Below are 22,086 nucleotides of genomic sequence, written 5' to 3' on the forward strand. Positions count from 1 at the left end.
CCCGCGTCTGTGTGTCGGCATTCTACAGAGGATCGCGGGGCTGTCAACCTTCAATCTCGGCAAAACCTGTTCCTGTTCAATCGCTTAGGTGAAAAGTGGGGCCGAAGATCGGGCTGGAACGCAGGCAGGGCAAGGCTTTCGGCTCTATCGGTAGGTGGCTTTCGATTGAGAAAATAAATTTCTCCAGTACTTTTCCTACCGCTTGAAAAGAAGATTCAGACTACTGGTGCTATATACAGGTGTCAGTGAGATACTGCCGGTACGACACACCGATACTTCATTTTTTCGCCATGAACACCGCTTTTATATGACGCAGCGAAAAATCATCCACGTCGATTGTGACTGCTTCTACGCCGCCATCGAGATGCGTGACGACCCGCGCCTGTCTGGTAAGCCTTTGGCGGTGGGCGGCTCGGCGGATCGGCGTGGGGTGATTGCTACCTGTAACTATGAAGCGCGGGCGTATGGCGTGCGCTCGGCCATGTCTTCCGGACATGCCTTGAAACTGTGTCCGGACCTGACCATCGTCAAGCCGCGCATGGAAGCCTATAGAGAAGCATCGAAGGAAATTCATACGATCTTTCGCGATTACACCGACCTGATCGAGCCGCTGTCCCTGGACGAGGCGTATCTCGACGTGTCGGACAGTGCGCATTTTGGCGGCAGCGCCACGCGAATCGCCCAGGACATTCGCCGCCGGGTGTCTAATCAGTTGCACATCACCGTATCGGCCGGCGTGGCGCCGAACAAGTTTCTCGCCAAGATCGCCAGTGACTGGAAGAAGCCCAATGGCTTGTTCGTGATCACCCCCGATCAGGTGGACGACTTTGTCAGCGGCTTGCCGGTGAGCAAGTTGCACGGTGTTGGCAAGGTGACCGCCGACAAGCTGGGCAAGCTCGGCATCGTCGATTGCCTGCAATTACGCGAGTGGAGCAAATTGGCGCTGGTGCGTGAATTCGGCAGCTTCGGTGAGCGACTCTGGAGCCTGGCCCGTGGGATCGATGAGCGGTTGGTGCACAACGACAGTCGTCGGCAGTCCATCAGCGTTGAAAACACCTATGACGTGGACCTGCCGGATCTGGTGAGTTGCCTGGATAAGTTGCCCGAATTGCTGGAGTCCCTGAATGGCCGCATGGCGCGGATCGACAGCAGTTATCGTCCGGGCAAGCCGTTCGTCAAAGTGAAATTCCACGATTTTACCCAGACTACGTTGGAGCAGGCCGGGGCAGGGCGGGATCTGGGGAGTTATCAGCTGTTGCTGACCCAGGCCTTCAATCGCGGCGGGAAACCGGTGCGGTTGTTGGGGATTGGGGTGAGGCTGGAGGATTTGCGGGGCGGGTTTGAGCAGTTGGAGTTGTTTGAGCGGTAGTTCAGCGTTGAATGTTCGGGCCTCTTCGCGGGCAAGCCTCGCTCCTACAGGGAACATGCCATACCTGTAGGAGCGAGGCTTGCCCGCGAAGCTTTTGCTTTTAATTCGGCCCCGGATCCGCCACCAGTCGCCCGGCATCCTTGGTCAGTGACTTGAGGAACTCGGCCTGCAACTCGGGGTCGTTGCGGGTCAGTTCGATCAGGCTCTGTTCCAGTTCGCTGGCTTCTTCTTCCAGACCCAGTTCCGACAGACGTTTGACCCGGTGCACCCACTGGCTCACTTCGTCGTCTTCGAGGTCGTCGTAAATAAGCCCATGGGCTTCGAGCAGCTTGCCGCGCAAGTTGTTGCTGATCGCCAGGGACGAGTCGGTGTGCACATCGTCCTTGTTGTCCTCGACACTGATCTGCAGCTTGCCCAGATGATTGAGGTCATGTTCGGCGAACGGGCTGTCCAGCAGGTTCAGGCGCAACACGCCGTTGCGGTCGGTGCTCAGCTCGAACGTGTCCTTGCCGGCCTTGACCTGCACCGGACGCTCGCTCCAGGGCAGGCTCGAATATTCCGTGCGCTTGTCACGCTGGACTTCGTCGATGCCCGCCAGGTTCTGCTGCGCGCGACCGTGAGACTGCACGTTCATGAACGGGTTGAGCCCGGCAAAACCATAGCTGAGCCAATCCTTCGTCACGCTGTCCGGCAGGTTGCCGAGGGCGAACACGTTGGCCACGTTCGCACCGACGCCGGCCACTACGGCCACCGCCCCCAGCGGGATCTCATAGATCTCCCTCCAGGGTTGGTAAGGCGTATAGCGATCATAGTGGCGCGTGACTTCGAACTCAGTGACTTCGAAGGTCTTCTGCTCGTGGATTTTCACCCGGCGTTGCGGCAGCTCCAGTACTTTGGGTTCGCCGACATCGATCTGCAGGCTGTGATCGAGCAACTTACGCTCGACCCGCTCCTCGTGCTCGCTGCGTTGTGACATGTGATTGGCACAGCCGCTGACCAGCAGGGTGCCGCACAAGGCGGCACCACCGAGGCCTAAGGTGTTTCGCTTGAACATGACGTCTCTATCTGGTGTCAGCGGCGGATGCGGGCCTGGAGGAAAGACAGCACGCCAGCAACCGGCAGCGCTTGCGCCTCGGCTTCGGTACGGCTCTTGTATTCCAGATTGCCGTCGGCGAGGCCGCGGTCACTGACCACGATCCGGTGTGGAATGCCGATCAGCTCCATGTCCGCGAACTTGATGCCCGGGCTGGTTTTCTTGTCGCGGTCGTCCAGCAGCACGTCGAAGCCGGCAGCAGTCAGTTCTGCGTAGAGCTTGTCGGTGGCTTCGCGAACCTGTTCGGTTTCGTAGCGCAGCGGCACCAGAGCAACCTGGAACGGGGCCAGAGTGTCGCTCCAGATGATCCCGTTCTCGTCGTTGTTCTGTTCGATGGCGGCGGCCACCACGCGGGATACGCCAATGCCGTAGCAGCCCATTTCCAGGGTCACCGGTTTGCCGTTCTCGCCCAGCACTTCGCACTTCATCGCTTTGCTGTACTTGTTGCCCAGCTGGAAGATATGCCCGACTTCGATGCCGCGTTTGATTTCCAGGGTGCCTTTGCCGTCAGGGCTTGGGTCACCAGCGACAACGTTGCGCAGGTCGGCGACGGTCGGAACCGGCAGATCGCGCTCCCAGTTCACGCCAAAGTAGTGCTTGTCGTCGATGTTGGCACCAATGCCGAAGTCGCTCATCAGCTCGACGGAACGGTCGATGATGATCGGCAGCGGCAGGTTCAGCGGGCCGAGGGAACCGGCACCGGCGCCAATGGCGTCGCGCAGTTCGGCTTCGGAAGCCATGACCAGCGGGCTGGCAACGCCAGGCTGGTTGGCGGCCTTGATTTCGTTCAGTTCGTGGTCGCCACGGATGATCAGGGCAATCAGCTTGCCTTTCTCTTCAGCGTGCACCACCAGGGTCTTGATGGTTTTTTCGATCGGCAGGTCGAAGCCTTCGACCAGCTGCGCAATGGTCTTGGCGTTCGGCGTGTCGACCAGGCGCAGCTCTTCGGCAGGCAGCGGGCGAGAGGTTTCCCGCGGTACGGCTTCGGCTTTCTCGATGTTCGCGGCGTAGTCGGAACCGTTGCTGAAGACGATATCGTCTTCGCCGGATTCGGCCAGCACGTGGAACTCGTGGGAGCCGGCGCCACCGATGGAGCCGTTGTCGGCTTCAACCGGACGGAATTTCAGGCCCAGGCGGGTGAACACGTTGCAGTACGCCTGGTGCATGCGGTCGTAGGTGACCTGCAGCGATGCCTGGTCGGCGTGAAACGAGTAGGCGTCCTTCATGATGAATTCGCGGCCACGCATCAAACCGAAGCGTGGGCGGATTTCGTCACGGAATTTGGTCTGGATCTGATACAGGTTGATCGGCAGCTGTTTGTAGCTGCTCAACTCGTTGCGCATCAGGTCGGTGATGACCTCTTCGTGAGTCGGGCCGGCGCAGAAGTCGCGACCGTGGCGATCCTTGAAGCGCAGCAATTCAGGGCCGTATTCTTCCCAGCGACCCGATTCCTGCCACAGCTCAGCCGGTTGAGTGCTCGGCATCAACACTTCGAGAGAACCGGCGGCGTTCATTTCTTCACGCACGATGGCTTCGACCTTGCGCATCACTCGCAAGCCCATCGGCAGCCAGGTGTACAGGCCCGAGGCGAGTTTGCGGATCATGCCGGCGCGCAGCATCAGCTGATGGCTGATGACGACCGCGTCGGAAGGCGTTTCTTTCTGTGTGGCGAGCAAAAATTGACTGGTGCGCATGGTTGGCCGTTGTCGGTTGCTGATAACGAGAAGTAATGGGGCATTGTACGGGCGAGATCTGCTGGCGTACAGGCGTGCGGCCGGCTGTGTGGCTGGAGGGCGAGAATCTGCTCGCCCTCTGCGACCTGTATCAAAGAGGCTGCGATTCTTCCGTGACCGGGGTCTGAGCCGGTTCAGGCGTCGGGGTCGGACCGGCACGGCGGTTTTCCTGGAACCAGTGCAAGGCGATCAACAGCAGCGTCGGAACGCCCAGCAGGGCAGTGATCAGGAAGAAGTTGTGGTAGCCGAATTTTTCCACCATGACCCCTGAATAGCCGCCGATCAGGCGCGGCAACAAGAGCATGATCGAGCTGAGCAGGGCGTACTGGGTCGCGGAGAATTTGAGGTTGGTCAGGCTCGACAGGTAAGCGACAAACGCCGAAGTCGCCAGGCCCGAGCTGAAGTTGTCCAGGGAAATGGTGACGATCAGCATCTGCAGGTTGGCGCCCATGTCTGTGAGCATCAGGAACAGCAGGTTAGTGGCCGCCGATGCGGCACCGCCGATGAACAGAATGGGCAGAATGCCGAAGCGCACGATGAGCAGGCCGCCCATACCGGCACCGACCAGCGTCATGATCAGGCCGAAAATCTTGCTGACGCTGGCGATCTGATCCTTGGTGAACCCTTGGTCGATGTAGAACACGTTGGCCATCACACCCATGACCGTGTCGGACATCCGGTAGGTGGCGATCAGCCCGAGCAGCAACAGGGCTTGCCAGCGGTAACGCAGAATGAAGTCGTTGACCGGGGTCAGCACCGGCGCCAGGCCACGGCGGCCCATGGCCGACAAGCACAGGGCGGTGAGCGTGGTATAGAGGATTGCCCGCAGGAATGCGCGGTCTTCGAGCAACAGGTCGAGCAGGCTGACGCCGTTGAACAGTACGCTGGCGAAGTCGGTGTTGTAGAACTGGGTGAACATGGCCGGTACGGACACCAGCAGCACGATCAGCACGAACACCGACGCCAGCTGGTGCACGAAGCTGTAGCGTCCGGCCTGAAGCTGAGTGCGCAGTGGCACCGGCGGTTCGCGCATGAAGAGGGAGGTCAGCAGCGCCGGGATCATCAAGATGCCGAACAGTAGATAGGTGCCAGTCCACGCCGCATGTTTGTAGTTGAAGCCGGTGGAGCCGAAGCCTTCGGCGAAGAACAGTGCGCCCGCCGTTGCCAGCAGGGCCGCGACCCGATAACCGGCCATGTAGCTGGCCGCCAGTGCAGCCTGGCGGGTATCGTCGACGATTTCCAGGCGATAGGCGTCGATGGCAATGTCTTGCGTTGCCGAAGCAAAGGCGACTACCACAGCGATGGCGATCAGCCAGGACAGGTGTTTTTGCGGGTCGCAGAAACCCATGCCGATCAGGCCAAGGATCACCAGTGCCTGGGCCAGCACCAGCCAGGAGCGTCGTCGGCCAAGTTTGCCGAGCAGTGGCAGGCGCCATTGGTCGAGCAGCGGGGACCAGACCCATTTAAAGGCGTAGGCCAGGCCGATCAGGCTTGCATAGCCGATGGTTTCGCGGGCAACACCGGCCTCGCGCAGCCAGACTGAAAGCGTCGAAAACACCAGCATGTAGGGCAGGCCGGCGGCGAAACCAAGCAGCAACAGCACGAGCGTCGAGGGGCTGGCATAGGCGGCGAGCGCGGCGCGCCAGGTTTTACGGGGCATGGGCTGGAGTCTGCCTCAAGAATTACGGAAACAAAGCGCGCACTCTAACCGCTGTGCTCTACCGGGCGCCAGCCATGGCGCTGAATATCAACACGATTGTTCAGAACGCTGATGCCTTCCATGCGCAATCGGGCCCGTTGTTCATCCCCCGAAGGGCTGCCTGCGGGCAGGCTGATCCGACCACCGGCACCCAGCACACGATGCCAGGGCAATTTAGTGTCACCGGGCAGTTGGCTCAATGTTCGCCCGACCCAGCGGGCGGCGCGACCCAGTCCCGCCAGCTCGGCGAGCTGACCGTAACTCACGACTTTGCCCTCGGGCACTTGTGCCAGGGTCAAGTAGAGCGCCGTGCGTCGGATTTGCGCCGCGCTTTCGGTTTCAGCAGTTGAGTCGGTCACGTCCGGGGTTCCTGAAAAAAATGCGCATTGACCGTCTGTAGAGTAAATCCTGGATTGTCAGTTGAGAAATGAACTCAATAGAAATAGTCGGGTCAGTCCTTGCCAGGGCCTTATTTCCAAGAATAATGCCGACTTTTTTTCGCAAAGTTGAGCCTTTGATTCGCTTATGTTGTCCAGAACCTTGCTGTGCCTCGCTGTCGTCAGTGCTTCCACTCCCTTGCTCGCCGATACGGTCTGGTTGAAGAACGGTGACAAGCTGAGCGGCAAGATCACCCTCTTCGATGGCGGCAAGCTGTTGATCCAGACCGCGTATGCCGGTGCGGTCCCGATTGACTGGAAAGAGGTCAAAACCCTGGAAAGCGATCAGCAATTGCTGGTCAAGCAGGATGCCTACACCGGCGAAAAGGCCAAGTCGCTGCACGCGGCAGAGGACGGCAAGGTCACGCTGGCCAATGGCGAGACGCCCAAGACCGTGGAGCTGGCCAGTATTCAGCAGATCCTCAAGCCCAAACCGGTGGTCGAGGATTTGGTGTTTAAAGGTAACGTCGACCTGGCGCTGGATTATCAGCGTGCAGAAAAAGATACCGATGATTACGACGTCGGCTTCAAAACCACCGCGCGTCACGGTCGGTGGCGTCATACGGCGGAAGGTGAGTACAACCGCGAGTTTCAGGATGACGTGGTTACCACTGATAACTGGCGTGCCGAGTATTCTCTCGACCGCTTCCTCACCGAGAAGTGGTTCTGGCAGGGGCGTTTGAATTACAAGCGCGACAAGGTCGAAGAGCTCTCCCGTCAGCGCACCGTCGGTACTGGCCCCGGTTATCAATTCTGGGATGACGAACTGGGTGCGTTCTCCCTGGGCTCGCTCCTCAACCGTACGGACTACGAATTTTCCGATGGCGGAAAGCAAAACTTCTATTCCCTGGCCATGAAGTGGGACTACAACCGCTACCTGATTGGCAAGAAGGTCGAGTTCTTCACCAAAGGCGAAGTGGGCAAGCCACTGTCGGGTGTCGCCGATTACGCACTCGATACCGAGGCCGGCCTGCGCTACAAAGTCACCGACTGGGCGTCGCTGAACCTGAAGGCCGAGAAAGACATCATCAGTGGTACTGACAATGCGGACCTGAACAAGACCCGATATACCGCAGGGTTTGGCGTGGCCTGGTAACACGCTGGAAGATCAAAAGATCGCAACTTTCGGCAGCTCCGCACTTGTGGGCGCCGCCCAAGGCTGCGATTTTTTGTTGCCACACAAAGCACACAGGCACAAAAAAGCCCCGCTTTTGAGGGCGGGGCCTTTTACTAAAGCAAGTACAAGTTAGATAACTTGAACTTCTTCAGCTTGCATGCCTTTCTGACCGCGGGTAGCGATGAAAGAAACCTGTTGGCCTTCTTTCAGGCTTTTGAAGCCGTCGGATTGGATAGCTTTGAAGTGAACGAACAGGTCGTCACCGGATTGTGGAGTGATGAAGCCGAAGCCTTTTTCATCGTTGAACCACTTAACGGTACCGGTTTGGCGATTAGACATGGTGTAACTCCTTGAACAAAGATAACTGCGACTCAGGAAGAACCCTGGCCGAGACTGAGTGCAAAGAGCAGGAAAAATTCTTGTAGATGGTTGGATCGAAATTCAACATATCGTGTAGAGATTCTCAGTGACACAAGCAGCACAGTGGCGCCACCTTAACCCTTTTTCCGGAACGTGCCAATGGTTCTTGCGAAGGTTTCTCTTTTTTAATGACTGACGGTTAATAACATGGCGGTGAGGCCCCGGAATTCACGGGGAAACGGCGAGAATTGTCTCCCGGACTTTGAACCCGAGCGACTGCCCGGTAAGATGCCGGACAGAATTTTTCCACCTCGCTATTCAGGACTCCCGCCATGAGCATCAAATCGGACAAGTGGATTCGCCGCATGGCGCAAGAGCACGGCATGATCGAGCCCTTCGTGGAGCGTCAGGTGCGCGGCAGTGACGACAGTCGTGTGATCTCCTATGGTGTGTCGAGCTACGGCTACGATGTGCGTTGCACCAATCATTTCAAGGTGTTCACCAACATCAATTCGGCCATCGTCGATCCGAAAAACTTCGACGCTGGCAGCTTCGTCGACATCCACAGCGACGTGTGCATCATCCCGCCAAACTCCTTCGCCTTGGCCAGTACCGTCGAATACTTCCGCATTCCGCGCAACGTATTGACCATCTGTCTGGGCAAGAGCACCTACGCCCGCTGCGGCATCATCGTCAACGTGACCCCTCTCGAGCCCGAGTGGGAAGGCCATGTGACCCTGGAGTTCTCGAACACCACCAACCTGCCGGCGAAGATCTACGCCAACGAAGGCGTGGCGCAGATGCTGTTCCTCGAGTCCGACGAGGAATGTGAAGTGTCCTACAAGGACCGTGGCGGCAAGTATCAGGGCCAGCGTGGCGTGACCCTGCCGCGTACCTGAGTCAACCGTCTGACAGACCGTTGGAATTCCTGAGCGGGCGTACACTCTATGGGGTGTACTGCTCCGATTCGCGCAAGGCGGATCGGGCCATCGCTCAGGAGTGCTTCATGAAGATCGATCCGCGAATAAGTGCCGAACTGGCAAGGCTTGAGCCCAATCAGGTTGGCGTGCTGGCCTGGTCCTTGTTGGCGCATCCGCCAGTCAGCATGGCAGGGGGCATCCCCCATCAGCCTGATCCCGACAGCCCCAATGAAGATCCGACAGAACCTGGAGAGCCCACCCTGCCGGATGAGCCACCTCCCGCGCCTGTGGTCTGATACCCGCTTTTGTAGGAGCGAGGCTTGCCCGCGATGAAGGCAACTCGGTCTATTTGATGACCGCGTTATCGTTCATCGCGGGCAAGCCTCGCTCCTACGCGAAGGTGGCGTTTTACTTGAGGTTGCCGCTCAAGAACTGCTTCAACCGCTCACTCTTCGGATTGCCCAGCACGTCTTCCGGCGCGCCTTCTTCTTCCACCAGCCCCTGATGCAGGAACAGCACCTGGCTCGACACTTTGCGGGCGAAGCTCATTTCATGGGTGACCATGATCATGGTCCGGCCTTCCTCGGCCAGGCCCTGAATGACCTTGAGCACTTCGCCTACCAGTTCCGGGTCGAGTGCCGAGGTTGGTTCGTCGAACAGCATGACTTCCGGTTCCATGGCCAGCGCACGGGCAATGGCTACCCGTTGTTGCTGACCGCCCGACAGGAACGCCGGGTACTGATCCGCCACACGCGGCGCCAGGCCAACCTTGTCGAGGTAACGTCGGGCACGGTCCTCGGCTTCGGCCTTGCTGCAACCGAGCACCCGCCGCGGGGCCATGGTGATGTTTTCCAGCACCGTCATGTGGCTCCACAGGTTGAAGTGCTGGAACACCATGGCCAGGCGGGTGCGGATTCGTTGCAGTTCATCCGGGTCGGCCACATGGATGCCGTGACGGTCCTTGACCATGCGGATGTTCTGGCCGTCCAGGCTCATGGTGCCGTCGTTGGGTTGCTCCAGAAAGTTGATGCAGCGCAAAAAGGTGCTTTTGCCCGAGCCGCTGGCGCCGATCAGGCTGATGACGTCGCCGGTTTTGGCCTTGAGCGAAACGCCTTTGAGCACCTGATGATCGCCATAGCTTTTATGCAGGCCTTCGATGGTCAGTTTGTACATGGGGCATGCATCCTCAAGGCGAAAGTAGGTAGCCGCTGCGATAGGCTTCGGTGCCCGCGACGTGGGCGATGACCATGCCGGCAGTGGCCATGCGCCGCAGCGAACGGGCGTACATCAGCCCGGCGACGGTGCAATGAACAGGGGTGACGCGATCATTGATCGGGTCGATGACTTCGGCGATCAGTTGCCCGGCCTCCAGGTATTCCCCGGGCAGGGCCGTAAACACCAGCAGTCCGCCCACGGATGTCGCTACCGGTTCGACGCCGGCCAGCGGCGTGGCCGGGTAGGGCAGTTCCGGTAAGGGCGCCGGCTCACCGGCAATCGCGCCGAAGTGAATCAGATAATCGATCAACGCCTGACAATCGAGGCTGGCCAACGGGTGATTGACGTCGCCCTGGCCGCGCAATTCGACGGTGACCGAAAAACTGCCCAGCGGAATATTGAAATGCTCGCCGAAGCGTTCTTTCAACTGCCACCAGAGCAGGGTGAAGCATTCATCGAACGACTGGCCGCCAGAGTCGGTGGCCAACAGGCTGGCTTCGGCACCGATGTAACGCGCCAGTGGCTCGACCTGGGGCCAGGCCTCGGGCGTGCTGTAGAGGTGCGCGACGGCTTCGAAATCGCAATGCAGGTCCAGCACCATGTCCGCATCGCAAGCCAGCCGTTGCAGGGTCAGGCGTTGGGATTGCAGTTGCGTGCCGGCGGTCTGGCGCGCCAATACGTCGCGCAGGCTGCTGCGGATCAGTTCGAGGTTACGTTGCGGATCGTCGCCCAGCAGGCCTTCGATCTCATTGCCGACCTCTTCACTCAAGTCGACAAACCAGCGATTGAAGTTCTGCCCGCTTTCCAGCTCGTAGCGGCCCAGTGGAACGTCCATCAACACTTGTTCCAGGCCGACCGGGTTGGCCACGGGCACCAGCACGATTTCGCTGCGCAGCCGGCCGGCGGCTTCCAGCTCCGCCAGACGCTGTTTGAGGTGCCAGGCCACCAGCATGCCGGGCAATTCATCGGCATGCAGGGAGGACTGGATGTAGATCTTGCCTTTGGCCGCCTGGGGGCCGAAGTGGAAGCTGTGGATCTGTCGCACGGTCCCCGGCAGTGGGGCCAGCAGGTCATGAATCTGGTGGCGCATGTACGAATTGTCCTAGTGAGTCGGCCCGAGGAAGGCCAGCCATCGGCGTTCGGCGAGGCGGAACAGGCCGACCAGCGCAAAGGTAACGGTCAGGTAGATCAGCGCGGCGATGCCGAACGACTGGAACGTCAGAAAGGTCGCAGAGTTCGCATCGCGAGCGACTTTCAGGACATCCGGGATGGTCGCGGTGAACGCCACGGTGGTCGAGTGCAGCATCAGGATCACTTCGTTGCTGTAATAAGGCAACGAGCGACGCAGCGCCGACGGCATGATCACGTAGGCGTAAAGCTTCCAGCCTGACAAACCATAGGCCTTGGCTGCTTCGACTTCACCGTGGGCCAGGCTGCGAATCGCCCCGGCGAAGATTTCCGTGGTGTAGGCGCAGGTGTTCAGGGCGAAGGCCAGGATCGTGCAGTTCATCGCGTCGCGAAAAAACGCATCGAGAACTGGCTGGGCACGCACGGCCGCCAGACTGTAGATGCCGGTGTAGCAAATCAGCAGTTGGATGTAGAGCGGCGTACCCCGGAACAGGTAGACGTAAAACTGCACTGGCCAGCGGACGTAGAACCTGGACGAAACCCTGGCGATGGACAGCGGGATCGACACCAGAAAACCGATGCAGATCGACGCACTGAGCAGCCACATGGTCATGGCCAGGCCGGTGATGTTGTAGCCGTCGGTATAAAGGAAGGGTTTCCAGTATTCCTGCAAGAGTTCGATCATCGTACGGCCTCCCGGGCACCGGCGGCGTAGCGGCGTTCGAGCCAGCGCAGGACAACGTTGGAGGCACTGGTGATCAGCAAGTAGATCAATGCGGCCAGCACCAGGAAGTAGAACAGTTGATAGGTGCTTTTACCGGCGTCCTGCGCAGCCTTGACCAAGTCGGCGAGGCCGATGATCGAGACCAGCGCGGTGGCCTTGAGCATCACCATCCAGTTGTTGCCGATGCCCGGCAGGGCGAAGCGCATCATTTGCGGGAACACCACGAATCGAAAACGCTGGCCGCGTTTGAGGCCATACGCGGTAGCGGCTTCGACTTGGCCCCGTGGCACGGCAAGGATCGCCCCGCGGAACGTTTCGGTGAAGTACGCGCCATAAATGAAGCCCAGGGTGATGACCCCGGCGCTGAACGGGTTGATCTCGATGTATTCCCATTCCATGAAGTCGGTAAACGAGGTCAGCCAGGTTTGCAGGCTGTAGAAGATCAGCAGCATCAGCACCAGGTCCGGTACCCCGCGAATCAGCGTGGTGTAGCACTGGGCTGGTATCCGCAGCAGTTTGACTTTTGACAGCTTGGCACTGGCGCCCAGCAGGCCGAGCAACACGGCCACCAACAGCGACATCACCGATAATTTGATGGTCATCCAGGTGCCTTCCATCAGCAACGGACCGAAGCCCTGAAGGCTGAAGGCAGAGAGCCCCAGGTGTTGTAATAGGTTTTCGAACATAAATCAGCAACCTGATCGGATGAAAAAAGCGCCCACCGCGAGATGGGCGCCGGGCATTATTTGCCGCTGTACAGATTCAGATCGCCAAAGTGTTTCTTCTGAATGGTGGCGTAGGTGCCATCGTCGTGTAACGCTTTGATACCTTTATCCAGAAGTGCTTTCAGCTCTTTGTTACCTTTCGAGATACCGACTGCTGTTTTGGCCGGCAGCAATTCGCTGTCGACGGGCTTGCTGACTTCGTAATCGGCGCCTTTTGGCGATTTGATGAAGCCAAGTTCAGCTTGCAGCATGTCCTGGATCGCGGCGTCGAGACGACCGGAAGTCAGGTCGGAATACACCTGATCCTGGTTGGCGTAGGCCTGGGTTTTCACGCCGGCCTTGTCCAGTACGGCTTTGGCATAGGCTTCCTGAATGGTGCCTTGCTCGTAACCGACGGTTTTGCCCTTCAATGTGGCGACGTCTGCGCTCAGGCCGGAGCCTTTCTTGAACACGTAGGCGGTAGGGCCGGAGAACAGCTCGCTGGAGAAGTCGATGACTTTTTCGCGGGCCGGAGTAACGGTCATCGAAGAGATCACACCATCGAATTTATTGGCCTTGAGGCCCGGAATCATGCCGTCGAAATCGCTTTCGACCCATTTGCACTTGACCTTCAGCTCGGCGCAGATTGCATTGCCCAGGTCGATGTCGAAGCCCACCAGGCTGCCGTCGGCTGCTTTGGACTCGAACGGCGCGTAGGAAGGGTCAACGCCAAAACGCAATTCTTTGTATTCCTTTGCCAGCGCGGAGCCGGCAGCCATGCACAACGCCAGTGCAGAAAGGGTCAGCAATGCTTTTTTCATTATTCAATCCCTAAGAACCAATATGAGCGCTTGTGGCGCAGAAGTACTGTTACTGAAAAGCGTAAGACCTATTAAAAGTAGCAATTTCCGAACCAGAGTCCCGAACAAGCGTTTTAAAAGGTGATACAAGAAATGGCAAAGTTCGATTTGTGCACGAAAACGGGCATTGCCAGATTCCTGCTCCTGAATGGTGCGCAGAATTTGTAGGAGCGAGGCTTGCCCGCGAAGAACGATGACGCGTAATGCCTGAAAAGCCGCGGTGAATTTTTCGCGGGCAAGCCTCGCTCCTACAGGATTCACGTCACATCACGTCAGGTTAGCCAAGCAAATCCTGCAACGTCGCCAGGCTGTCAGCTTCTTCCACCGACTTGTCCAGCCGCCAGCGCAACATCCGCGGAAACCTCACCGCAATCCCGCTCGGGTGTCGTTTCGACGGAGCAATGCTCTCGAATCCCAGCTCAAACACCAGGCTCGGTTTCACACGGATCACCGGTCCGGATTTTTCCACCGTGGTCTTGCGGACGATGCTGTCGATCTGGCGGATTTCTTCGTCGGTCAACCCGGAGTAGGCCTTGGCGAAAGGCACCAGTGTTCGCTCGCTGGCAGAGGGTGGGCCGTCCCACACGGCGAAAGTGTAATCAGTGTAGAGACTGGCCTGGCGGCCATGACCCTGCTGGGCATGGATCAGCACTGCATCGACACTGAGCGGGTCGACTTTCCATTTCCACCACACGCCGGTGTCTTTATTCCGCCCGACGCCATACTGCGCATCGCGGGCCTTGAGCATCATGCCTTCGACCCCCCAGTTTGCGAGAGGCTTCCCGTTGGCGGGCGAGGTCGAACCAGTCTTCGCCGATCAACATGGGCGAGGCAAGTAACACCGGGTTTGCGCAGGTGGTGACGAGGTGTTCCAACTGAGCGCGGCGCATGGCCTGAGTCTGGTTGCGCAAATCCTGGTCCTGCCATTCGAGCAGGTCAAAGGCCTGAATGACCACGGGCACCTCATGGAGGATTTTCTTGTCCAGCGTGTTACGGCTGCTGCGTTTTTGCAGCAGGGCGAAAGGCTGCACCGCCAGCGAGGTTGGCGATTGCCGGTCATAAGCGTTCCCAGAGCCCGAGGGCGCGGTTTTCCAGGCGACGATTTCGCCGTCGATCACCGTGCCGTCGGGCAAGTCGTGAACCAGGCTGCCCAGTTCGGGGAACCGTTCGGTTACCAGTTCTTCGCCTCGCGACCAGACCCACAAGCGCCCATCGCGCTTGACCACCTGGGCGCGGATGCCGTCCCATTTCCACTCCACTTGCCATTGGCTGGCCGGGCCGAGCAGGGCTTCGAACTGCTCAACCGGTTGCGACAACGCATGGGCAAGGAAAAACGGGTAGGGCTGGCCATCCCGTTGGGCGTGTTCATCGGGTGCTTCGGGGGCAATCAGCTTCAGGTAGCTGGCGGCGTTCGGGCGGTGCGACGGGGCGGTGTAACCCACCAGCCGCTGGGCCACGTGTTTGCCGTCGAGCCCGGCCATAGCTGCCACGGCGCGGGTGACCAGCGATTTGGAGACACCGACACGGAAACTGCCGGTGATCAGTTTGATGCACAGCATCAGGCCCTGGCGATCCAGTTGTGCCCACAGCGCGGGCAGGCGTTCGGCGAGGACCCGCGGGGGCGCGCTGCGCAGCGGCAATAGTTTGTCTTCAATCCACACCGTCAGTCTGTCGGTAGACGTGTGAGGCGTTTCGGGCAGCACCAGCGAAATGGTTTCCGCCAGATCACCCACCGCCTGGTAGCTTTCCTCGAACAACCAGGGCGAGAGCCCGGAACACGCGATTGCCATGTCGCGCAGCACCCGTACCGGCACCCATTGCCGAGGCCGCCCGCCGGCCAGCAAGTACACCGCCCAGGCGGCATCTTCGGGCGTGGCGTGGGCGAAGTAATGCTGCATCGCCGCCAGTTTGGCGTTGCTTGAGGTGGTGGCATCGAGTTCGGCATACAGCTCGGCGAAGGCTTTCATGCCTGCACCTCGGCGCTTTCGGGTTCGAGGGCTGCGTTGTTCTCGTCGTCGCCGTATTCGGTGCTGAAACTCATGGCGTCGAGGCCCTGTTCGCGCAGATGCCGCACCAGCACTCCGATCGATCCATGGGTGACCTTCACCCGCTCGGCCCCGGACTGTTCGATGGCCCAGAGCAGGCCGGGCCAATCGGCGTGATCGGACAGCACGAAACCACGATCCACGCCATGCCGCCGCTGCGTGCCGCGCAAACGCATCCAACCGCTGGCGAGGGCATCGCTGTAGTCGCCGAAGCGCCGTACCCAATTGCTGGTGCCAGTTGCAGGCGGCGCGAGGACCAGAGCTTTGCGCATCATCGGATCCTGCTTTTTTACTTCGCTGGCACAAATCGTTGGCGGTAAATGAATGCCGCTCTGACGATAAAACTGATTGATCGGTTCAACCGCGCCATGCACCAGGATGGGACCCAGGCTGGTATCGAGGCCATGAAGAATCCGCTGAGCCTTGCCGAAGGCATGGCAGAGCAGCACACTGGTTTTATCGACTGCGGCGTTGGCCCGCCACCACTGATTGATCTCGGCAAGGATCTGCGCCTGGGGTTGCCAGCGGTAAATCGGCAGGCCGAACGTCGATTCTGTGATAAAGGTGTGACAGCGCACCGGTTCGAACGGTGTACAGGTGCCGTCGGGCTCTGTTTTGTAATCACCGGAGGCGACCCAGACCTCACCGCCGCATTCCAGCCGCACCTGGGCTGAGCCGAGCATGTGGCCTGCGGGGTGAAAACTCAGTTTTACACCGTGGTGCAGCAATTGCTCGCCATAGGGCAGCGTTTGCAGGTTGATGTCCTGGCCCAGCTGCGCGCGCAGAATGCCCGCACCCGGCACCGCCGCCAGATAGTGTTGATTGCCACGGCGAGCATGGTCGCTATGAGCGTGGGTGATGACTGAACGCTCGACGGGGCGCCACGGGTCGATATAGAAATCCCCGGGCGGGCAGTACAAACCTTCAGGACGTGCGATAACAAGATCCATATTGTTACCAGAATGGAGAGGCCTGTTAGCTAGGAGGTTTGCCCGAGACGAGAAGTTCTATTTATTTTTACAGAGATTAAAAACAAAAGATCGCAGCCTGCGGCAGCTCCTTCGGAGCCGCCGCAGGCTGCGATCTTTTGATGTTACTTGCCAGGCGTCAGCGTCAACCGCGTCTTGCCATACACCTTGTCAAAGTTCTGCGGCTGCATCGGCAAGCTCATGTATTGACCCTTGAGCCATGGATCGACGCTGTCGAGATAGTGCGGGCTGGCCGGGTTGCCGGATTGGCCGGTAGCGTTCTGGCCCATCAGCGGTTCGGCCTGGCCGAAGTCGACGATAAAGCGCATGGCCGGGGCCTGCGTGGTGTTGAAGTCCTGACCCCAGGCGAATGAGGCGGTGTTGAGTGTGGTGTGATCGCCGCCGGCCGCCAGCGGACCGCGCACGGTCTGGCCGCTGGCGTTTTTCCACTCGTAGCGGTGCAGTTTGCCCCACTGCCAGGCTTTGTGATCACCGCCCAACTGACTGTCACCCGCGCTGATCGCAGCCGCGAGGCTACGAGCGAGGATCGCCGGTTTGTCTTCTTTCTGCGCAGTGCGCACGTCATCCCAGAACGGACTGTCCTCACGTCCAAGCAGGTGATCGGCCTGAGCCGCGTAGGATAATTTGCCGTTGGCGATGAAGGCTTTCCACGCCGGGCTGCTTTCCGGGCCCAGTTCGTCGAGGAAAATCTGTTTGGTGCTTTCCTGCAGGAACAACTCGTAAATCGCCGCGTCGGCGGAAGTCGGGCTGAGTTTGCCGTCGAAGGCCATCAAGCGGGTATAAGTCTCGCGAGCCTTGCCGCGATCGGCCACCGGCAACGCTTCGATGGCCTGTTTGAGCGGCTGGGACATGCCCGGCGCTTCAAACATCTTCTTCAGTTTGGCGGCGAAGGTGGTGGTCTGGTCGTATTGCATGGCGATCAAGCTGCGGGTGTCGTGTTTGCCCACGCCCGCCAGTTCGGCCATGCGTTCACCACGCTCCGGTGCCGACCAGGAATTGGACAACTGCATGCCGTAGCCATGGGGAATGACCCGCTGGTTGGCGGTGCCGAGCCAGCCCTGTGCCGGGTCCTGGTCATACGGGTGGAGCATTGGGTCGGCGTAACCGTCCCAGTCGTAGCGACCTTCCCAACCCGGCGACGGCAGCAAGCCTTCGCCTTCGCGACGGTTCGGGTAGCGACCGGTGACTTGCCAGCCGATATTGCTGGCATCGGCAAACACCAGATTCAGGGCGATGGCGCGGATTTCACGGCTGGCGTCCGATGCTCTCTCGGTGCTTTGTGCCCGGGACAGGTCGAAAAACGCATCCAGGGTTTTGTCGTCGGTGAAGTCCGGCGCTTGCAGGGCCAGGCCGAAACCATTCGCCAGCGCCATGCCTTGGGCGCTGTTGAGCAGTGGCCCGTGGCGGGTTTCGTACACTGCTTCGCGAATTGGCCGCTGGCCTTTGACGAAATAGGTTTCGTTGCGCACGATCGCCGGCTGCCATTTGCCGCCCACTTCGTAGGAAAGGCCATTGCCCTGGCGTTTGATTTTTTCCAGGAACACGTCCTGATTGTCGCCCATGACCGTGGTCATGCTCCACGCCACTTTGCCGTTGAAACCAGCGAGCACCATCGGTAACCCGGCAATGGTTACGCCGGAGGCCTGGTATTTCGGCGCGCGAATCTGCACGTAACTGAACAACGACGGGACGCCCAGCGGTCCGTGGCTGTCGCTGGCCAGCAGGCTTTTGCCGCTGCGGCTGCGTTGCGGGGCGATCGCCCAGTTGTTCGAGGAGGTAGCGCCCAACAGATTCAGATCCGACAGTTGACCGGTGGCTTTGCTGATTTCGCTCAGCCCCGGGATTTGCCCGGTGAGTTTGACGCCCTGAAGTTTTTCAGCTTCAGCCACCGGCAGTTTTTCGTCGGGGGCGGACGGGGTCAGCCATGCCAGTTTGTCGGTGCTGACGGTCTGGGCCAGCATCAGCGAGGAAATCTCTTCCGGCAGGTTCGCCGATTGGCTGAAGTTCAGCAGGCAGAACATCAGCGCCGAATCTTCCGGTTTCCAGTATTCAGGCTTGTAGCCGGTGGCCGCGAGGTCCGCAGGCAGTTTGTCGCGGTAGCGGAACAGGTAGGCGTTGACCCCGCGGGCATAGACTTCGAAGAAACGCTTGAGGCGTGGCGACGAGGCCTTATACAGCTCATCCGCGCTTTTCTTCAGATTGACCGCACGCATGTAGCGGTCGGCATCGAGCAGGTCTGCGCCGGACATCTCTGCCAGACGGCCCTGGGCCAGCAGGCGCAGAGTGACCATTTGGCTGATGCGGTCGCTGGCGTGCACGTAGCCGAGGGTGAACAGCGCATCGTGGAAGCTGTTGCTCTCGATCAGCGGCATGCCCATGGCATTGCGGCGGACCGAAACGTTTTGCGCCAGGCCTTTCAGCGGTTGCACGCCAGAGGTGGGCGGGAGGGTGTCCTGGGCGTTCCAGGTCTGACAACCGGTCAGGCTCAAAACACCGGCCACTGCTGCGGCAACGCCGAACCGGGGAAGAAAATGTGTAAGGGCTGGCGAGGCCATGGCAAAGCTCCTGCGGGGGTAGTGGCGCGACAAAGGCGCTACGTTAGTGAGCAGGAGGTGGCCGCGCAAGCGGGGTATGGGGTTATTTCAGAAAATGTCTGATAAACCACAAATCCAAAGGCGATGAGGGCCTTTGTGGCGAGGGAGCTTGCTCCCGCTCGGCTGCGAAGCGGTCGCAAACCAGCCACCTCGGTTTCCGATGTGTCGGGGTCGGGAGCGCTGCGCACTCCAGCGGGAGCAAGCTCCCTCGCCACAGGCTTTGTGAATACCTGAGGGTTTGTGTTTTCTCAGGGCTTCGGCGGGTTGACCTTGGCCACCAGCGCGTACGCCTTCACCGTCGCCGGGCGGTCCTGGATGTGGTTGAACCAGCGCAGCACGTTAGGGAAGTCTTCCAGGTTCTGGCTTTGCCACTTGTGGGAAACGATCCACGGGTAGATCGCCATGTCGGCAATGCTGTATTCGCTGCCGGCGACAAAGTCATGGTTCGCCAGTTGCTTGTCGAGCACCCCATAGAGGCGGGCGGTTTCGTCGATGTAGCGCTTGATCGCGTAAGGGATTTTCTCCGGCGCGAACCGGCTGAAGTGATGATTCTGCCCGGCCATCGGCCCCAGGCCGCCCATCTGCCAGAACAGCCATTGCAGCGCTTGCTGGCGCCCGCGCAGGTCCTTGGGCAAAAACTTGCCGGTTTTCTCCGCCAGGTACTGAAGAATCGCCCCCGACTCAAACAGCGACAACGGAGCACCGCCATCGGCCGGTTCATGATCGACGATGGCCGGGATTTTGTTGTTCGGCGAGACTTTCAGGAAGTCGGGTTTGAACTGCTCGTTCTGGCTGATATTGATCGGGTAAACGTTGTAGGGCAGGCCGGCTTCTTCCAGGAATAGCGAAATCTTGTGGCCGTTGGGGGTGGTCCAGTAATACAGGTCGATCATGAAGTACTCCAAATCAAGAGACATCGTCAGGTTCGGATAGCGACCTTCGGCATCAGGTCGTCCTGTTTGCGTTTGATGGCTTGCCAGTAGGAGGAGGTGATGCTGAAGTGCGGGAAATTCAATGACCTCGCATGAGAAAAGTCGGCATGGAGCTTAAGACAAACGCGGCGCTGATCATCATCGATCAACAAAAAGGCATTCTGCATCCCAAGTTGGGCCGTCGAAACAACCCTCAGGCCGAAGAGCGCATCCTGGAGTTATTGGGGCATTGGCGTCGCACCGGGCGGCCGGTGATTCATGTGCAGCACCTGTCACGCTCAGTGGATTCGGTGTTCTGGCCGCAGCAATCGGGGGTGGAGTTTCAGGAACGCTTTCAGCCACTGGCCGGTGAGTGGTTGATTCAGAAGCAAGTGCCAGATGCGTTTTGTTCGACGGGGCTGGAGGCGCGTTTGCGCGAGGCGGGGATCGATCAGTTGATCATCGTTGGTGTGGCGACCCACAACTCGGTGGAGTCCACGGCGCGAGCCGCCGGGAATCTGGGGTTTGAGGCGTGGGTTGTGGAGGATGCGTGCTTTACCTTCGACAAGGCGGACTTTTTCGGCAATCCCCATTCAGCTGAAGAAGTGCATGCGATGTCGCTGGGGAATCTGCATGGGGAATATGCGACGGTCGTCAGCGCCGCAAACATCCTCATGAACGACTGAAACCTTGAACTGACCCCAAAATTAGGATTGGTGTCCAACTTTTGGGGTGCAGATCAACTTGTAGGAGCGAGGCTTGCCCGCGAAGAACGATGACGCGGTTTTTCTGATTGATCGTGGCGCCTTTTTCGCGGGCAAGCCTCGCTCCTACAGGGATTTGCGATTCAACAGGCGAAGAAGTTATCCGCCCGAAGCGTTATGCCCCGTGGCACTTCTTGAACTTCTTGCCGTTGCCGCATGGGCAAGGGTCGTTGCGGCCGACGTCTTTCAGGGCGTTGCGCACCGGTTCCTGGTGGGCGTGGCCGCAGTTCGGGCCGTGGACATGGCCATGGTCGTGATCATGGTGGTCGTGATGGTCATGATCGTGGTTGCAGTCAGGGCCATGGACGTGGGGTTGCTGGGTCATCGGGGTCACTCCGGAATTAAATCGGCGGCGATTATCACGCCATTGCGCGCCAGGTGCACGTAGTGCGCGATGAATAAACCGGTTTCAAGCGTTCCTTCCAGACGATAGGGAATCGGTTGCTCGGGTTTTTTCAGCAGTTTCACCACGTCCCGAACCCTGGGCCACAGGTTGGTGCGGATCGGCACCTTAAAGTAGGCGCTGTGCTTGGGGCCGACGGTGAACCAATGTTCGTGCTCGCCTTCGGTCAGCAGGATGTCCCCTAGGTGAATGCGATATTCCAGGGCACGCACCGTCAGGTCTTCGTCATTGGGGTTGTCGACACGAAAATGCAGCAGGAATTTCTGCTCCAGCAACTTGGCCCGGACCACCTCGACCTTGACCAGATGCACCTGCGGATCGGGCAGGTCGTCGCTGAACCATGAGGCGCAGCCGCTGAGTCCTGAAAACAGAAGCAGCAAAGTGAACAGATAGAGCGCGAGTCGTCCGTTGGTCATGGTCGTGTTTCTCCCTTGATCCCGAGTCTAGCTCTAAAAAGATCGCAGCCTTCGGCAGCTCCTACAGGTGTACGTCGATCACCCTGTAGGAGCTGCCGAAGGCTGCGATCTTTTAAGCATCACCTCAAGGGCTGAAATAACTCGCACAACACTTCTTGAACTTCTGCCCGCTGGCGCACGGGCACGCATCGTTGCGCCCGGCCTTGAGTGGCACGGTGGGGTCGATGAAGTACCAGCGGCCGGTGTTCTGTACGAATGACGAACGTTCGCGGTGGCTGTGTTCGCCGCTGCTGTCGTGCCAGCGAGCGGTAAAGGTGACGAAGGCGTGCTCCGGCTGGCCGCCGAAGACCTCGGCGCTTTCCACTTCCAGGCCCAGCCAGGTGCTTTGGGCGCTCCAGTCGCTGATCGACTGGCGATCCAGCCCGGCCTGTTGCGCGGGCAGGGTGGTGGCCACCAGATAGTCGACCAGCCCCAGCACATAGGCGCTGTAGCGCGAGCGCATCAGGACTTCGGCGCTAGGGGCCGGATGGCCGGCATGGTAATGACCGCAGCAGGCATCAAGCAGCGTGCCGCTGCCGCAAGGGCAAATGGATGTACTCATTGCG

21 protein-coding genes and 1 pseudogene are annotated in these 22,086 nt (G+C 59.4%); 5 read left to right on the top strand and 17 right to left on the bottom strand.

The window, feature by feature from the left end:
- Window positions 1-307 precede the first annotated feature (307 nt).
- Window positions 308-1,369, top strand: a complete 1,062-nt coding sequence (gene dinB, locus AC1RO5_RS22310) for a DNA polymerase IV (protein ID WP_493177676.1) — start codon at window positions 308-310, stop codon at window positions 1,367-1,369.
- A 100-nt stretch (window positions 1,370-1,469) separates the two neighbouring features.
- Here dinB and AC1RO5_RS22315 read toward each other — a convergent pair whose 3' ends face one another.
- From AC1RO5_RS22315 to AC1RO5_RS22330, 4 genes are all read right to left on the bottom strand, one after another.
- Window positions 1,470-2,423 carry a hypothetical protein gene (locus tag AC1RO5_RS22315; protein ID WP_493177678.1) on the bottom strand — a complete coding sequence of 318 codons (954 nt, stop codon included), beginning with the start codon at window positions 2,421-2,423 and terminating at the stop codon, window positions 1,470-1,472.
- Window positions 2,424-2,440: 17 nt separating this feature from the next.
- Window positions 2,441-4,156 (bottom strand): proline--tRNA ligase, encoded by a 1,716-nt coding sequence (locus AC1RO5_RS22320; RefSeq protein WP_493177679.1) that lies wholly within the window; start codon window positions 4,154-4,156, stop codon window positions 2,441-2,443.
- 130 nt (window positions 4,157-4,286) lie between these two features.
- Window positions 4,287-5,855, bottom strand: a complete 1,569-nt coding sequence (locus AC1RO5_RS22325; RefSeq protein ID WP_096479615.1) for an AmpG family muropeptide MFS transporter — start codon at window positions 5,853-5,855, stop codon at window positions 4,287-4,289.
- A 44-nt stretch (window positions 5,856-5,899) separates the two neighbouring features.
- Window positions 5,900-6,253 (bottom strand): MGMT family protein, encoded by a 354-nt coding sequence (locus tag AC1RO5_RS22330; RefSeq protein ID WP_018926938.1) that lies wholly within the window; start codon window positions 6,251-6,253, stop codon window positions 5,900-5,902.
- A 166-nt stretch (window positions 6,254-6,419) separates the two neighbouring features.
- Between AC1RO5_RS22330 and AC1RO5_RS22335 the strand changes: the two genes are divergently transcribed.
- Window positions 6,420-7,427, top strand: coding sequence for a DUF481 domain-containing protein (locus AC1RO5_RS22335; protein WP_019647861.1), 1,008 nt, complete (start codon window positions 6,420-6,422; stop codon window positions 7,425-7,427).
- A 150-nt stretch (window positions 7,428-7,577) separates the two neighbouring features.
- Here the strand turns inward: AC1RO5_RS22335 and AC1RO5_RS22340 are convergent, their stop codons facing one another.
- On the bottom strand, window positions 7,578-7,787 hold the full coding sequence (locus tag AC1RO5_RS22340) for a cold-shock protein (RefSeq protein WP_002554837.1): 210 nt from the start codon (window positions 7,785-7,787) through the stop codon (window positions 7,578-7,580).
- A gap of 353 nt (window positions 7,788-8,140) precedes the next feature.
- On the opposite strand from AC1RO5_RS22340, the gene dcd reads away from it, so the two are divergent.
- Both dcd and AC1RO5_RS22350 read left to right on the top strand, forming a co-directional pair.
- Window positions 8,141-8,707, top strand: a complete 567-nt coding sequence (dcd, locus tag AC1RO5_RS22345) for a dCTP deaminase (RefSeq protein ID WP_007904652.1) — start codon at window positions 8,141-8,143, stop codon at window positions 8,705-8,707.
- 107 nt (window positions 8,708-8,814) lie between these two features.
- Window positions 8,815-9,024: a hypothetical protein gene (locus AC1RO5_RS22350; protein ID WP_019647862.1), complete on the top strand. Its 210-nt coding sequence runs from the start codon at window positions 8,815-8,817 to the stop codon at window positions 9,022-9,024.
- Between the two features lie 112 nt (window positions 9,025-9,136).
- Here the strand turns inward: AC1RO5_RS22350 and AC1RO5_RS22355 are convergent, their stop codons facing one another.
- The 9 genes and pseudogenes from AC1RO5_RS22355 to AC1RO5_RS22395 form a co-directional block, all read right to left on the bottom strand.
- On the bottom strand, window positions 9,137-9,901 hold the full coding sequence (locus AC1RO5_RS22355; protein WP_493177681.1) for an ABC transporter ATP-binding protein: 765 nt from the start codon (window positions 9,899-9,901) through the stop codon (window positions 9,137-9,139).
- 13 nt (window positions 9,902-9,914) lie between these two features.
- Window positions 9,915-11,033, bottom strand: a complete 1,119-nt coding sequence (locus AC1RO5_RS22360) for a succinylglutamate desuccinylase/aspartoacylase family protein (protein ID WP_493177683.1) — start codon at window positions 11,031-11,033, stop codon at window positions 9,915-9,917.
- A gap of 12 nt (window positions 11,034-11,045) precedes the next feature.
- The gene (locus AC1RO5_RS22365) at window positions 11,046-11,756 is read right to left on the bottom strand and encodes an ABC transporter permease (RefSeq protein WP_019647865.1); all 711 of its coding nucleotides are present in this window, start codon (window positions 11,754-11,756) and stop codon (window positions 11,046-11,048) included.
- Complete coding sequence (locus tag AC1RO5_RS22370; protein ID WP_019647866.1) at window positions 11,753-12,481, bottom strand: ABC transporter permease; 729 nt, start codon at window positions 12,479-12,481, stop codon at window positions 11,753-11,755. Before AC1RO5_RS22370 ends, AC1RO5_RS22365 begins: the two co-directional genes overlap by 4 nt.
- A gap of 56 nt (window positions 12,482-12,537) precedes the next feature.
- Window positions 12,538-13,320 carry a transporter substrate-binding domain-containing protein gene (locus AC1RO5_RS22375; RefSeq protein ID WP_007940596.1) on the bottom strand — a complete coding sequence of 261 codons (783 nt, stop codon included), beginning with the start codon at window positions 13,318-13,320 and terminating at the stop codon, window positions 12,538-12,540.
- Between the two features lie 316 nt (window positions 13,321-13,636).
- Window positions 13,637-15,326: pseudogene (locus tag AC1RO5_RS22380) on the bottom strand (ATP-dependent DNA ligase).
- Window positions 15,323-16,354 carry a ligase-associated DNA damage response exonuclease gene (locus AC1RO5_RS22385; RefSeq protein ID WP_493177688.1) on the bottom strand — a complete coding sequence of 344 codons (1,032 nt, stop codon included), beginning with the start codon at window positions 16,352-16,354 and terminating at the stop codon, window positions 15,323-15,325. The pseudogene AC1RO5_RS22380 and the gene AC1RO5_RS22385 overlap by 4 nt, the downstream one beginning before the upstream one ends.
- Before the next feature lie 143 nt (window positions 16,355-16,497).
- Complete coding sequence (locus AC1RO5_RS22390) at window positions 16,498-18,948, bottom strand: penicillin acylase family protein (RefSeq protein WP_493177689.1); 2,451 nt, start codon at window positions 18,946-18,948, stop codon at window positions 16,498-16,500.
- Window positions 18,949-19,235: 287 nt separating this feature from the next.
- Window positions 19,236-19,880 carry a glutathione S-transferase N-terminal domain-containing protein gene (locus AC1RO5_RS22395; RefSeq protein ID WP_019647871.1) on the bottom strand — a complete coding sequence of 215 codons (645 nt, stop codon included), beginning with the start codon at window positions 19,878-19,880 and terminating at the stop codon, window positions 19,236-19,238.
- A gap of 146 nt (window positions 19,881-20,026) precedes the next feature.
- Here AC1RO5_RS22395 and AC1RO5_RS22400 point away from each other — a divergent pair, with 146 nt between their 5' ends.
- Window positions 20,027-20,584 (top strand): cysteine hydrolase family protein, encoded by a 558-nt coding sequence (locus AC1RO5_RS22400; protein ID WP_493177691.1) that lies wholly within the window; start codon window positions 20,027-20,029, stop codon window positions 20,582-20,584.
- A 193-nt stretch (window positions 20,585-20,777) separates the two neighbouring features.
- On the opposite strand, the gene AC1RO5_RS22405 is transcribed toward AC1RO5_RS22400, so the two are convergent.
- The 3 genes from AC1RO5_RS22405 to AC1RO5_RS22415 all read right to left on the bottom strand — a co-directional run bounded on the left by AC1RO5_RS22405 (window position 20,778) and on the right by AC1RO5_RS22415 (window position 22,082).
- The gene (locus AC1RO5_RS22405; RefSeq protein WP_007906737.1) at window positions 20,778-20,987 is read right to left on the bottom strand and encodes an SEC-C metal-binding domain-containing protein; all 210 of its coding nucleotides are present in this window, start codon (window positions 20,985-20,987) and stop codon (window positions 20,778-20,780) included.
- 5 nt (window positions 20,988-20,992) lie between these two features.
- The gene (locus AC1RO5_RS22410) at window positions 20,993-21,481 is read right to left on the bottom strand and encodes an LEA/WHy family protein (RefSeq protein WP_493177692.1); all 489 of its coding nucleotides are present in this window, start codon (window positions 21,479-21,481) and stop codon (window positions 20,993-20,995) included.
- A 124-nt stretch (window positions 21,482-21,605) separates the two neighbouring features.
- The gene (locus tag AC1RO5_RS22415) at window positions 21,606-22,082 is read right to left on the bottom strand and encodes a YchJ family protein (RefSeq protein ID WP_493177694.1); all 477 of its coding nucleotides are present in this window, start codon (window positions 22,080-22,082) and stop codon (window positions 21,606-21,608) included.
- Window positions 22,083-22,086 lie beyond the last annotated feature (4 nt).

This window comes from Pseudomonas sp. GW822-FHT02G04 (genome assembly GCF_058802085.1).